Genomic DNA, 13,463 nt, shown 5'->3' on the forward strand with positions numbered 1-13,463 from the left:
GAGGGATTCTGACGCAGAAAGCCGCTCATCCGGTTTTCGGCTTACGGGAAGGGGACGCGATTTCACGTAAGCTTGGGTTGGGCGGACGGCGATTTATGCGTCCTGTTCGATCAGTCCGCGCAGCAGGGCGATGCTGACGGCATTCAGCAGATTGGCAGCGCCCAGCCTGTTGCGCACCCGTTCCAGAGTATCTTTCACTTCCACCTCGTCCGCACCGGTTATCAAGGCGATGTGGGAAGGGTGCTTGCCCCGCGCTACAAGCCCGAGATAGTGCCGCTCACGATCCGAAAGGATGATTTCACGCGTCTGGCGATGTTCATGCGGCGTCTTTGAAGACATTTTCTTTCAGCCTCAAAAGAGATTGACCTCATCGAGTACGATCAGGTCATGATTTCATTCTCCGAAACCAGCTTGTTAACCGCTCTGTCTACACGCGAACAGAAACGTATATTTCGCCAATAGGTTTCATCCCGCCTCAGGGATTATTCGGTGAAAAGCTGCTTTTGCAGCCACCGTTCCCGGCGGGGACACATTGTTCATGGGCATTGAGGGAACTGCCGCATCCATTGCCGGAGACCGTAACTGGCCTGCCGCGAAATGTGGCTTCCATGCTCTGGAATGTTTTTCGTCGCGCCCGAAGGATATGCGGCGCTCTAATAGGCGATGTGCTGTGCCGATAGAATAACATCGCACGCCAAGTTTTTTGGATTTGCTGTTATGTTTCGGCACAGGGTTAGGTGAGTGCCGACATATTTCTCAAATTTTATGCATCATTCCGAAATATTGGTGCCGTGAACATCTATGATCCGGTGGAATGATGCGCGTGTTTTCGGCGAATATCCGTGGGTGTCGCTCCGAACCAGCGGGAAACGGAGCGCGAAAACGCACCGGGTGTCGAATAGCCAAGCCTGTAACTGATGTCGGATACCGGAAGATCGCTTTCCACGAGGAGTTTGAAACCGGCATTCTTGCGAATGGCGTCCTTAATCTCGTTGAGATTGGTGCCGAGCTCGGCGAGCCGCCGCTGAAAGCTCCGTTCCGACAGATTGAAATAGGGGGCGATCTCACCGAGCGAAAGTTCCGTATCCGAGAGCCGCATCTGCATGTATCGTTTCACCTGGTCGATGAAATGGGTGGCGTCTGCCGATGTTTCCGGTCGCAACATGCGGCATTGCAGGTTCATCAGCTCGAACAGCCGCTCATCCGCATTCGGGTTGACCACTTCGAGAAGCGGTACTGGAAGGCGCATCGTATGGATCGGCTGGGAAAAACTGATACGTCTGGTCATTCTTTCTTTAAATAGCTGAATATTATTCGGTTTCGGCCGCTCCAGACCGATTTCGATCTGGTTTATGCGATCTCCGAGAATATCACGGAGGCGCTGTATCAGAACGGCGAGGGACAAATCCACATATTGATCGCGTTTGGCGATCACGGGTGCGAAGGACCATGACAGGGTTACCTGGGCGGCATCCGTCACCATGGTGAAGTTGCTGTTATTGGTCGCGTAATAGACGTGGTCCTGAAGAAAACGCAGGAAGGCCCGTACCGTCGGGGCGCTGATCAGGCCATATCCGAATGCGCCGGACGCTCCGGCTGGAAAGGTTGAGGCGCATCGCAGGCCGAAGGCGTCGTCACCTGAAATCAGTGCGCAGGTCTCAAGCAGGCGGGAAAATCTATCGAGGCTGATACGCTCTGTCAGGCTGCTGAATGTGCCGGGATCAATATCGAGAGCCTTGCAGATCGGGGCGATATCGATGCCCCGTGACCGGGCATAATTACTGACGCCGGCGGCCAGACCGGCTACCACAGTTATCTCGTCACTGACCCTTTTTTCGGGCATCCCTCGCCTTGGCGTACCATGTTTGGAAATTGTCGCCTGATGGTAAGCCCTGAGAAAGCGTTTGTCGAGCAGCCCGATTCCGGGATTTCAAGTGCGGCCGGCACTTTGCTCCAGTACCTGCATGATGGTTTTACCGGCATCTTCGATCGCTCCGCTATTATCGACCGTCGTTACGTCGAAGTCGCCAACCACCGTCAGCGAGCTGCGTTCCAGCCGCCGGAGGATATCCTCCCGGCTTTCCCGCCCCCGCTGCTCCAGCCGCCTTGCCAGCACATCCGGCCGCGCGACGATGTTTACGACCTTGAGGCGGGAAAAGGCGGTGCCGAAATGGGGCAGGGCCGACCGCGAACCGTTGGCGATGACAACATCTCCCGCCTCGAGGTGACGATGGACCACGGCCGGAATGCCGTATTTCAGCCCATGCGCCTGCCAGGAAACCGCGAAGGCGCCCGCATCTTCCAGCCGGTTGAACTCATGCATCGAAACGGCATCGTGGTTTTCACCGCCCGCATCGCCGCTGCGGGTAATGACGCGGCGGGTGAAGTGAAAGCCCGGTCGCCCGCACAATTTTGTCGCCGCATAGTCCATCAGCGTATCCTTGCCGGCCCCGCTCGGGCCGACAATCACGATCATTGTTCCGGGCGATTGCTCGCGCCGTCTGTCTTGTCCATCGACGGTCATGCCACGCGCTTGCCCTGGCGCCAGACGGAACGGGCGACCGGCACGCCATCCTCGCGGTGAACCCGCACCAGATCGGCCCGCAACCCCGTTGCGATACGGCCGCGGTCGAGAAGGCCAACGGTGCGCGCTGGCGTGGCGGTGACCATGCGGAGCGCTTCCGGCAGGGTGATGGCTTCCACCTGGTCGGCAAGCAGGAACGGCGCGAAGAGCAGGCTGAACGGCACGTAGTCGGAGGAAAGAACATCCAGCACACCGATCTCGGCGAGATCGCGGGCGGCGATATTGCCGGAATGGGACTTGCCGCGAACGATGTTCGGCGCACCCATCAACACGCTCATGCCGGCGCTGTGCGAGGCCTTTGCGGCTTCGACGCTGGTCGGAAATTCCGCCAGTTTCACGCCGTGGCCGATCGCTTCGCCCACATGTGCTTCGGTGGCGTCGTCATGGCTTGCGACGGTGATGCCGCGCTCGGCGCAGCGGGCGGCCAGATAATCACGGTGTTTGGCGGAATATTCTGCCGATGCCGCCTGCCGGCGCCGTACAAATTCAGCGAAGGCCTCGTCGCTCAATCCACGCTTCTTCTGGTAATAGAAGATATACTGCTCCATCGACTGGAACTGGCGCTGACCCGGGGAGTGGTCCATCAGCGAAATCAGCCGCACGCGCGGATCGGTTTCGAAGTCTTCGAAATGTTCGAGTACATCGGCGGAGGCCACTTCGCAGCGCAGATGCAGCAGATGGTCTGCGCGCAGGCGGTTCTGATCCGCCGCGGCCTCGATGGCGTCAGCCATTTCCCGCATTTCGCCCTTCTTGAAACCGCCATCCTCATCTGAGCCCAGCCGCAGGCAGTCGAATACGGTGGTGATGCCGGATGCGGCCACCTGCGCGTCATGCGCCTGAATGGCGGCGATCTTGTCCCAGATCACGCCGGGACGCGGCGAATAATGCTGCTCCAGATGGTCGGTGTGCAGTTCCACCAGACCGGGGATCAGGAAGTCTCCTTCGAGGTCTTCTCCGGTCTTGGAGGCGCCTTCGCTGATATCGGCAATCTTGCCATCACGGATCAGAACGGAGCCCAGAATAATATCGTCTTCCAGAACGATACGGGCATTGGAAAGGGCGTGCTCGGTCATGGGTTCGCATCTTTCTTTGGTGGCTGGCCAAGCGGATGCCAGCGGTGAACGGTAAAGGGTGCGCCGCGCGTTTCTTCAATGAACAAAGCGAGGCCGGAAATGGTGAGAGGCCGGTCGGTGAATTCGGAAAACCGGGTCGAAAGCACGTCCTGCATGGCGGGCTGCTCGCTCTCGTCGATGCGGCCGGTCAGCGTCATGTGAAAACGGAAGTCATCCATGACATGCGGATAACCCCAGAGCGACAGATTTTGCCGCTGGCTCTCCGTCAGCATCTGTGGCCGCCGGCGGGCAATGTCGGTCTCGGACAGCGGCGCACGGAACCGGTCGAAATGATCGACGATCTCGGCAGCAAAATCCTGCAGCGGCTGATAGGTGCGGTCCGGGACAAGTGCAAAAAAAGGCCCGAGCGAACCGACGACAATACGCGGAATCTCGAAGGCGGACTGGCTGGCGGCAAAGTCTTCAATCGCCGTAACAAGCTCCGCTTCGCTATATTTTTCAGCCAGCTCGAAAGGGGCCTTCAGGGTTGCATGGAAACCATAGCGTCGAGGTTCCACCGTCATGTCGGCATAGTCCTCGTGGTCGTCATGCAGCCTGCCCGAAAATGCATCGCGCCCGAGCCATCGCGACGCTGCTTCTGTCAGCGGATGATCTTTAGCCGGAGAAAAATAGATAGCGTAGCGCACGGCAAGCACTCTTCAGTGTCATGGAAAACCAGGGATGGGATGCTATTTGGCGTGACTCGCCTGCTTCCCGCAAGGTCAGGAGTGCGAGGTAATCGCTTTCCGTGACAGAATGATGATGCGCGTGGAAAAAAGCGCATAAGAAATGCCCCGGCGTGCCCGAATACACCAAAGGTGCATCCGGTCATGCTGGGGCGGGATATCAGGCGCAAAGCAGTTTTGTACCTGGCGGTGGGAATGGCGAAAGCTGTCTTGCCTTCGCATGGCGCCCGCTTCGGTTTTAAAGTTTCAGCGCATCCGGATTGAACGAAAATGTCGGGCGCGCTCGAGGCCTTTGTTCACGTATCTTCTAGACGTAAAACCGCTTCGCATTTGGAGATGTTCTAGTGATGCGTCTTTCCGATGAGGCGCGAACGCAGCGAATTGGAGATATGGTCGAACAGGAAAACCACGAAGAGAATGAGCAGGACCATATAGGCGACCTTGTCCCAGTCGGCATTGGTGCCCATGGCTTCCAGCAGTTTCAGACCGATGCCGCCGGCGCCCACCGCACCGATGATGGTGGCGGAGCGGGTGTTGCTTTCCCAGAAATAAAGGGATTGCGAAATGAAGACCGGCAGGACCTGCGGCAGCACACCGAAACGATTGACGGCAATCGGTGAAGCGCCGACCGATTTGACGCCCTCGCGCTGCTTGTCATCGACATTTTCCAATGCTTCGGCATAAACCTTGCCGAGTGCTCCGGTATCGGTGAAGAAGATTGCGGCGATGCCGGGGATCGGTCCCGGGCCGAAACTGCGGGTGAAGAACAGCGCCCAGATCAGCATATCGATGGAACGCAGGAAGTCGAACAGGCGCTTCATGCCCCAGTTCGCCACCTTGTTGGCGGTGATGTTGCGTGCGGCGATAAAGGCGAGCGGCAGGGCGACGAGCGTGCCGAACAGCGTGCCGACAAATGCCATCACCAGCGTCTGCATCAGCTTGGAAAGAATATCTGCATGCTGCCAGACGCTGTTGTCGAGGAAATCATCGACCATGTGGCCGATATTGGAGCGTTCGGGATCGAGCCTCTCGCCCCACAGCGCCAGAGCGGCGAGTTCGCCGTAACCCTTGCCCCAGAATTCGGATTTGGTGTCGAACAGGAAGTTCGCCCATCCAAGGAAGCGGCGTTGCACATAGACCTGGCTGGTACGGATTTCCGCCTGGCCGGCAAAACCGTAATGCACAAGAACCTTGTTGCCGTCCTGCCGGATTTCCTCTGGCGCATCCGCGGGCGCCCGGGCCTGTTCGCCGTTGATGATGACGGGATAATTCTTGCCGTCGACATAGACATCCACCTGGCTGGGGGTCACGTCGAGACGGTTTTCCGTGCCCGCGTAAATGACGCTGTAGCCGCCATTCGGCAGGGGCTGCAGCCAGTCGATCTTGGCATCGGCCGGATATTGCCCACGGCTGGACCATTGCGGCTCAACCTTGCCGTCTTCGAAACGCAGGCGCGGCTGGGCGCGCCAGGAATACCAGTCCTGAATATAGCTTGAGGCGCGGTCCCACCGGCCCTGCATGAAAGCCGGCCCGACATTGAAGAAGAAAAAGCAGGCGATGAGATAGGCCGTGACGGCGAGGATGCCGGTCAGCAAACCGTATCGCTGCATGAAACTGCGGTTGAACACTTCGGGATGTGCGGCCGTCAGCCTGTCGCGGTCGGCGGTGTTGAGAATGAAGCTGGACGACATCAGGCCGCTCCCCGTCCGAATTCGAAGGATTGATGGCCGATCAGCCTGCGGCGCAGCCAGCCGGAAAACTGGTCGACGGCGATGATGGTGATCAGCAGAAGAATGATGATGGCATAGGTCTTGGATGCGTGGTCGTTACCGATGGAGAGACGGAAGACTTCACCGATACCACCGCCGCCGACTGCACCGATGATGGTGGAGGCGCGCACGTTGATTTCGGCACGCAGCAGCGCATAGGAGACGAAATTAGGCAGAACCTGCGGCACGATGGCGAAGCGCACCCGCTCCAGCCAGTTGGCGCCGGCGGCGCGCAGGCCTTCATCCGGCTTCATGTCGGCATTTTCCACCACTTCGAAGAACAGCTTGCCCAGAGCGCCGATCGTGTGAACGGAAATCGCGATGATCGCCGCGATCGGCCCGATCGACAGAATGGCGGTCAGCAATCCGGCCACGACGATTTCCGGAAAGGCGCGCAGCACTTCCATGATCCGGCGCACCACCCAGCGCACGAGACCGGCTCCGACAAGGTTGGTGGAAGCGAAGAAGCAAAGCACGAAAGCAAAGCCGGTGCCGATGATTGTCGAAACCAGCGCAATATTGAGCGTGATGATCAGCTGGTAAATGAAATGCGGTATGTAAAAACCGTCGGTGATGTAAACGCGGTCTGCGACGTAATTATATTTCATCGAGCCGTCGGCATAAGGCGATGGCAGGTCGAACATCGCCCGGAAGATTTCCAGCGGACTGTCCGGCACGAAGGTTTTCATGAAGTCGAAAAAGTAGGGCAGGCGCTCGAAGAATTTGCCCGAATTGGCCGCATTGGCGAAATTCAGCGAGGCGGCGAGGATGGCGAGAAAGATCACGAGCGAAATGACGGTATAGATCCGCCGTGTCGCAAGCTGCTGTTGATAGTGGCGTATGACCGTCCGGGACGATTCGCTCAATCCCTCGGGTGAGAGGGTGCCATGCTGCAGTGTGGTCGCCATGCCGCTTTTCCTTTATTGGCAAAAGCGGCGGCGCCGCCAGGCGCCGCCGCTTCCGGATATGAGCTTGGGATCAGCCGCCGATAACGGACTTACGGGCGTCGATGATCGTCTGGTAGAAGGACGGATCGACCTTGATGTAAGCGGTGTTCTTGCCCTGGGTGAAGCCCTGGAAGCAGGCGAGGTCCTTCTTCGGCAGCTCCATGAAGAAGTTTTCGACCTTCTGCTTCATCGCGTCGCCGAGCTTGTTGGTGACCATCAGCGGGCCGTTCGGGATCAGCGGCGACTTCCAGACTTCGACGATATCGTCCATGTCGAGGTTGCCCTTCTTGACCATCTGGTAGAGGTTGCCGGCGGTGTAGCCTTCTTCCCACTTGCCAACGCCCGAACCGAAGGTGGTGCCGACGTCGAACTTCTTGTCGAGAACGGCGAGAACGAGGTTCTCATGGCCGCCGCCGAAACCGGTTTCTGAGAAGTATTCCTTGACCGGAACGCCGGTTTCCTTCGGGATCGCCACGTTCGGAACGAGGAAGCCGGAGGTGGAGTCCGGATCGGCGAAGCCGATCTTCTTGCCCTTGGCGTCAGCCAGCGTCTTGATGCCGCTGTCCTTACGGGCAACCATGATGGTGTAATAACCGGTCGAACCGTCGGCGCCTGCCGTGGTCAGGATCGGATCGACGGCCTTCGGATCGGCAAGAGCGATCTTGGCGTAGGAGGAAGCGCCCATGGAAGCGATGTCGATGGTGCCGCCGAGCAGGCCCTGGATGACGCCGTTATAGTCCGGCGACGGGAAAACCTGAACTTCGGAAACGCCGGTTGCAGCCTTGAGGCCATCGGCAACGCACTTGGTGTTGCGGATCTGGTCAGCTTCGTTTTCAGAGCCGTCGAGACCGATGCGCAGAACCTTGACGTCCTGAGCCATGGCGGAACCGGCCAGAACGCCAAGGGCGACTGCCGAAAGAAGGACTTTCTTCAACATGGACTTTCTCCTGTTTCCCGGCGAGCCGGAGTTTGTTGTGAAATATCGGCCCTTGACGCGGGCGCAAACGATGCTGAGCGGTTCCTCAGAGCCCGGCGAGAGCGAGCGGTTCGGGGCCGGCAGATTGCTGCACCGGACGCGCGGCAAGCTGCGCGCCGGGAATATTGATGCTGGTGGAGGTCATGGTCTCGTCGATGCCGGAGCCCTGGGAATCGGTTCCGTAAATCTCGGTCACCGCCGCAGCCGTCAGTTCGGCGGGCGTTCCGTCAAAGACGACGCGGCCCTGAGACATGCCGATGATGCGTTCGCAATAATTGCGCGCCGTATCCAGCGTATGCAGGTTGGTGATGACGGTGATGCCTTCGCGCTCGTTGATGTCGCGCAGCGCATCCATCACGATCTTGGCGTTCAGGGGGTCGAGAGAGGCGATCGGCTCATCGGCCAGAACCATCTTCGGAGACTGCATCAGCGCGCGTGCAATGGCGACGCGCTGTTGCTGGCCGCCGGAAAGCGTGCCTGCCGCCTGCATGGCCACATGCTCGATGCCGAGCCGTTCCAGCGCGGCGATCGCCATCAGGCGCTCTTCATGGGTGAAGATGTTGAACAGGCTGAGCGCCGTTGAACGGTGATTGAGGCGGCCAAGCATGACATTGGTCAGCACGTCAAGGCGTGGCACCAGATTGAACTGCTGGAAGATCATGGCGCAGTCGCGCTGCCAGTTGCGGAGCGCCGCGCCCTTCAACGCCGAAACTTCGGTGTCGTTGAAATGAATGGAGCCCGAGGAGGGGTCAACGAGGCGGTTGATCATGCGCAGCAGCGTCGATTTTCCCGCACCCGAGCGCCCGATCACGCCGACCATCTGACCCTGCGGTATCTCGACATCAACGGAATCGACCGCAGTGTGGTTGCCGAAACGGCGCGTGACTTGCTTCAGGTGAAAGCTCATTTCCCCGTCCAATCTTCTTTTGACGGGGTTCGACCTAACAGCAGTGCGTGAAGTGGGGATGTCAGTTTGATGAATAAAATATTACAGATTTCCCGGGCCTGGCGTCGGCCTGTTCGCCGACGAAGCTCTTGGGAGGCATGCCCGGGCGTTGAAGCCACCCCGCATTTTAGAGCGTATCGACAAAAATCCCGGGGTTTCGCCCCGGGTTTCGCACTTGCCATGCCGAAGGCGAGATTTCACCCGCGATATTTTGCGACGAAATCCTTGGCGTCCAGATTGCGGAAATCGTCGAGGGCGACGCGCAATGCGGCGTGATCCCAGTCCCACCACTTCAGATCATCCATTTGCCGGCCCAGTTCAGCGGGGAAACGTTCCCGGATCAGCCGGGCGGGTACGCCGCCGACAATGGTATAGGGCGCCACGTCCTTCGAGACGACCGCACCTGCTCCGATCACCGCACCGTTCCCGACTGTGACACCGGGCAGGATTGTCGCGCCGTGGCCAATCCAGACATCATGGCCGATCACCACGCGCTTGGCGCGGCGGGCGGCAAAGAACTCCGTTTCATCCTCGGCATCGTCCCAGTAGCTGTGAGCGCGATAGGTGAAATGATGCAGCGTCGCCCGTTGCATCGGGTGATTGGTGGCATTGATGCGGACGGAGGCGGCGATATTGACGAATTTGCCGATGCTGGCGCACCAGATCGCGCCATCCTGCATGACATAGGAGTAGTCGCCCATCTCGACTTCCTCGATGCGGCAGCGCTCCGAAATTTCAGTGTAGCGGCCGATCAAGGAATTGGTGACACGGGCAGTGTCATGGATGACGGGCTCGATACCGACTTTCACGCTCATGCTGCAGCCTTTCGGGGGGAGAATTGCGAGACATCGAGAATGCGGTCGGCCACGGCTTCACGCACCTCCTCGTCATGGAAAATGCCGAGCAGGGCCGTACCCTTCTCCTTCTTTTCCCGGATCATGTCGACGACCACGCGCCGGTTGGTGGCGTCGAGCGAGGCTGTCGGCTCATCGAGAAGCAGGATCGCATGATCGGTGATGAAGCCGCGTGCGATGTTCACCCGCTGCTGCTCGCCGCCCGAAAATGTCGCCGGCGGAAGCGACCACAATTCCCGTGGCAGGTTGAGTTTGGAAAGCAGCATCGCCGCCTGTTCACGTGCTTCCCCGGCGGCCACCTTGCGCGCCAGAAGCGGTTCGGCAACGACATCGATGGCAGCGACACGCGGCACGGTGCGCAGAAACTGGCTGACATAACCGATCGTGCGGTGGCGGATATCGAGGATCGTGCGCGGCGAGGCATTGCCGATATCGACGACCTCACCCTCATGGCGGATAAGAATCTGCCCGCTGTCTATGGCGTAATTGCCGTAGAGCATTTTCAGGATCGAGCTCTTGCCGATGCCCGAGGGGCCGCCAAGCACGACACATTCGCCGCCCGAGACGGAAAAATTGACATCGCGGACAACAGGCAATTCGATGCCGTCGCGAAGATGCATGGTGAAGCTTTTGAAGACTTCCGAAACGATGAGAGGCGTCGGCATGGCGTCAAACCTGCAGAATAGAGGAAACAAGCAATTGCGTGTAGGGCTCGCGCGGATCGTCCAGCACCCGGTCGGTCAGGCCGTGCTCGATAACGTCGCCGCCCTTCATCACCATCATGCGGTGGGACAGCAGTCGCGCCACCGCCAGATCGTGGGTGACGACGACGACGGCAAGGCCGAGATCGGTGACGAGGCCGCGCACGAGATCGAGCAGGCGCGCCTGCACCGAGACATCGAGGCCACCGGTCGGTTCATCCATGAAGACGAGACGCGGTGACGTCACGAGGTTGCGGGCAATCTGCAGGCGCTGGCGCATGCCGCCGGAAAAGGCGCGCGGCTGGTCGTCGATACGGTCGGTGCCGATTTCCACCCGCTCCAGCCATTCGCTGGCCGATTGCCGGATATTGCCGTAATGCCGGTTGCCGACGGCCATCAGCCGCTCACCGACATTGGCGCCGGCCGAAACCGCCATGCGCAGCCCGTCCGCCGGGTTCTGATGCACGAAACCCCAGTCGGTCCGCATCAGGAAACGCCTTTCGGCTTCACCCATATGGTAGAGGTCACGCACCGAACCGTCACGCATGCGATATTCCACGCTGCCCGCCGTCGGCATCAACCGGGTGGAAATGCAGTTGAGCAGCGTGGTCTTGCCGGAACCGGATTCGCCGACGATGGCCAGAACCTCGCCCGGATAAAGTTCGAAGGAGACGTTTCGGCAACCGGCGCGGTCGCCGTAATATTTGGAAACGTCCCGGACTTTCAGAAGCGGTGCGTCACTCATTCTGCGGCCTCCTTCACATCCGCCAGCAGGTGGCCCTTGTGGCCATGGGCGCGGCGGTCCTCGCAATGGTCGGTATCGGAGCAGACGAACATCCGCCCGCCCTTATCATCAAGCACCACCTCGTCCAGATAGACATTCTCCGCGCCGCACAGGGCGCAGGGTTTGTCGAAGCGCTGGATTTCAAAGGGGTGGTCCTCGAAATCGAGACTGACGACATCGGTATAGGGCGGCACGGCATAAATACGCTTTTCACGCCCCGCGCCGAAAAGCTGCAGGGCATCCGACATGTGCATTTTCGGATTGTCGAATTTCGGGGTCGGCGACGGGTCCATGACATAACGCCCGGCCACCTTCACCGGATAGGCATAGGTGGTGGAGATACGGCCGTTACGGGCGATGTCCTCATAGAGCTTGACGTGCATCAGGCCATATTCTTCCAGCGCATGCATGACGCGGGTTTCCGTCTCACGCGGTTCGAGGAAGCGCAAAGGCTCGGGAATGGGAACCTGATAGACGAGGACCTGTCCGGAATGCAGTTCCTCTTCCGGAATGCGGTGCCGCGTCTGGATGATCGTCGCATCCTTCGTGCGGGTCGTCACGGCAACATTCGCGACCTTCTGGAAAAAGGCGCGGATGGAAACCGCATTGGTGGTGTCGTCGGCGCCCTGGTCTATGACCTTCAGCACATCGTCGGGGCCGACGATGGAGGCAGTCAGCTGCACGCCGCCGGTGCCCCAGCCATAGGGCATGGGCATTTCACGGGAAGCGAAGGGAACCTGATAACCGGGAATGGCGATGGCCTTCAGGATCGCCCGGCGGATCATTCGCTTGGTCTGTTCGTCCAGATAGGCGAAGTTGTAGGCAGCCAGCCCGTCGTCAAATGAAACTTCTTTAAGCATTGCGCGTTAGCCTTGTGAAAAAAGGAGTACAAGCTCATGGAGATTGGAATTCTTGCAGCCGTGTTCTTTGCTGTCTTTGCAGCATCGACCGTCTTTTGCGCCCTGTGGTTCGGCGAGCAGCACGGCCGCTGAGCTATTCGGCCGCATCGCCCATCCATTCCGCACCATCGGCATTGATCGCCTCGAAATCGGCGCGCATTTTCCTGACCAGACCGAGTTCGGCCTGGAAATCCACGTAATGCGGCAGTTTCAGATGTTCGACGAAGCCAGTCGCCTGCACATTGTCGGCGTGTGAAATGACGAATTCCTCGTCCTGCGCCGGGGCAACCACATCCTCGCCGAATTCGCCCGCACGCAGCGCCCGGTCGACCAGCGACATGGCCATCGCCTTGCGTTCGCTCTGGCCGAAGACCAGTCCGTAACCGCGGGTGAACTGCGGCGGCGCCTTGGCCGAACCCTTGAACTGGTTGACCATCTGGCATTCGGTAACCTGGATATCGCCGAGCGACACGGCAAAGCCGAGTTCCGGCACATCAAGTTCGATTTCCACTTCGCCAATGCGGATTTCACCGACAAAGGGATGCGTGCGCCCATAACCGCGCTGCGTCGAATAGGCGAGCGCGAGGAGGAAGCCTTCATCACCGCGCGCCAGTGATTGCAGACGCAGGTCGCGCGGCATCGGAAATTCCATCGGTTCCCGCGTCAGGTCGCCGGCAATATGGTCATCGGGCATATCGCCATCGCTTTCGATCAACCCTTCGTGGGCCAGAATATCGGAAACGCGCATGACATAATCAGGTTCGCCTTCCCTTTGGCTGGCGGGTTCGACGGTCTCATCTTCGAGCAGCGAGGGATCGAGCAGCCGGTGGGTATAGTCGAAGGTCGGTCCCAGCAACTGCCCGCCGGGCAGATCCTTGTAGGTCGCGGAAACGCGCCGCTGGACCGTCATGTCAGCCGTATCCACCGGAACCGAATAACCGAAACGCGGCAGCGTGGTGCGATAGGCGCGCAGCAGGAAGATGGCTTCGATCATGTCGCCGCGCGCCTGCTTGACGGCAAGGGCTGCAAGCGACTGATCGTAGAGCGAGGCTTCCGCCATCACCCGGTCGACGGCGAGCGAAAGCTGCGAAACGATCTGCGCCACCGTCATTGCGGGCAGGTCGCGGTTCCCACGCCGCTTGTCGGCCAGAAGCCGGTGGGCGTTGGCGATGGCGGTTTCCCCGCCTTTGACAGCAACATACATC

General features: G+C 59.4%; 14 protein-coding genes. All 14 read right to left on the reverse strand.

The features are described from left to right. Positions 1 to 93: 93 nt before the first annotated feature. Entirely contained in the window at positions 94 to 339 is a 246-nt protein-coding gene (locus tag N5D22_RS04740) for a LuxR C-terminal-related transcriptional regulator (protein ID WP_279654623.1), read from the reverse strand. A 460-nt stretch (positions 340 to 799) separates the two neighbouring features. After that, positions 800 to 1,843: an AraC family transcriptional regulator gene (locus tag N5D22_RS04745; protein ID WP_279654624.1), complete on the reverse strand. Its 1,044-nt coding sequence runs from the start codon at positions 1,841 to 1,843 to the stop codon at positions 800 to 802. Between the two features lie 87 nt (positions 1,844 to 1,930). After that, positions 1,931 to 2,524, reverse strand: coding sequence for a phosphonate metabolism protein/1,5-bisphosphokinase (PRPP-forming) PhnN (gene phnN / locus N5D22_RS04750; protein ID WP_279654625.1), 594 nt, complete (start codon positions 2,522 to 2,524; stop codon positions 1,931 to 1,933). Continuing rightward, positions 2,521 to 3,657, reverse strand: coding sequence for an alpha-D-ribose 1-methylphosphonate 5-triphosphate diphosphatase (locus N5D22_RS04755; protein ID WP_279654626.1), 1,137 nt, complete (start codon positions 3,655 to 3,657; stop codon positions 2,521 to 2,523). The genes phnN and N5D22_RS04755 overlap by 4 nt, the downstream gene beginning before the upstream one ends. Next, on the reverse strand, positions 3,654 to 4,352 hold the full coding sequence (locus N5D22_RS04760; protein WP_279654627.1) for a DUF1045 domain-containing protein: 699 nt from the start codon (positions 4,350 to 4,352) through the stop codon (positions 3,654 to 3,656). Before N5D22_RS04760 ends, N5D22_RS04755 begins: the two co-directional genes overlap by 4 nt. A gap of 371 nt (positions 4,353 to 4,723) precedes the next feature. Next, positions 4,724 to 6,073, reverse strand: a complete 1,350-nt coding sequence (gene phnE / locus N5D22_RS04765) for a phosphonate ABC transporter, permease protein PhnE (RefSeq protein ID WP_279654629.1) — start codon at positions 6,071 to 6,073, stop codon at positions 4,724 to 4,726. Continuing rightward, on the reverse strand, positions 6,073 to 7,059 hold the full coding sequence (gene phnE / locus N5D22_RS04770; protein WP_279654630.1) for a phosphonate ABC transporter, permease protein PhnE: 987 nt from the start codon (positions 7,057 to 7,059) through the stop codon (positions 6,073 to 6,075). Before phnE (N5D22_RS04770) ends, phnE (N5D22_RS04765) begins: the two co-directional genes overlap by 1 nt. A gap of 70 nt (positions 7,060 to 7,129) precedes the next feature. Further along, positions 7,130 to 8,035, reverse strand: coding sequence for a phosphonate ABC transporter substrate-binding protein (gene phnD, locus N5D22_RS04775; RefSeq protein WP_060722755.1), 906 nt, complete (start codon positions 8,033 to 8,035; stop codon positions 7,130 to 7,132). 85 nt (positions 8,036 to 8,120) lie between these two features. Next, positions 8,121 to 8,981, reverse strand: a complete 861-nt coding sequence (phnC, locus tag N5D22_RS04780) for a phosphonate ABC transporter ATP-binding protein (RefSeq protein WP_107674786.1) — start codon at positions 8,979 to 8,981, stop codon at positions 8,121 to 8,123. Between the two features lie 236 nt (positions 8,982 to 9,217). Continuing rightward, positions 9,218 to 9,835, reverse strand: a complete 618-nt coding sequence (locus N5D22_RS04785) for a DapH/DapD/GlmU-related protein (protein ID WP_279654631.1) — start codon at positions 9,833 to 9,835, stop codon at positions 9,218 to 9,220. Then, complete coding sequence (phnL, locus tag N5D22_RS04790; RefSeq protein WP_279654632.1) at positions 9,832 to 10,539, reverse strand: phosphonate C-P lyase system protein PhnL; 708 nt, start codon at positions 10,537 to 10,539, stop codon at positions 9,832 to 9,834. Before phnL ends, N5D22_RS04785 begins: the two co-directional genes overlap by 4 nt. A 4-nt stretch (positions 10,540 to 10,543) precedes the next feature. Further along, positions 10,544 to 11,320, reverse strand: coding sequence for a phosphonate C-P lyase system protein PhnK (phnK, locus tag N5D22_RS04795; protein ID WP_279654633.1), 777 nt, complete (start codon positions 11,318 to 11,320; stop codon positions 10,544 to 10,546). Then, positions 11,317 to 12,219 carry an alpha-D-ribose 1-methylphosphonate 5-phosphate C-P-lyase PhnJ gene (locus tag N5D22_RS04800; protein ID WP_279654634.1) on the reverse strand — a complete coding sequence of 301 codons (903 nt, stop codon included), beginning with the start codon at positions 12,217 to 12,219 and terminating at the stop codon, positions 11,317 to 11,319. The genes phnK and N5D22_RS04800 overlap by 4 nt, the downstream gene beginning before the upstream one ends. 133 nt (positions 12,220 to 12,352) lie before the next feature. After that, the gene (locus N5D22_RS04805; protein WP_279654635.1) at positions 12,353 to 13,462 is read right to left on the reverse strand and encodes a carbon-phosphorus lyase complex subunit PhnI; all 1,110 of its coding nucleotides are present in this window, start codon (positions 13,460 to 13,462) and stop codon (positions 12,353 to 12,355) included. Position 13,463 lies beyond the last annotated feature (1 nt).

Origin of the sequence: Agrobacterium sp. GD03872 (assembly GCF_029840625.1) — a bacterium.
GTDB lineage: Bacteria > Pseudomonadota > Alphaproteobacteria > Rhizobiales > Rhizobiaceae > Agrobacterium > Agrobacterium fabrum_A.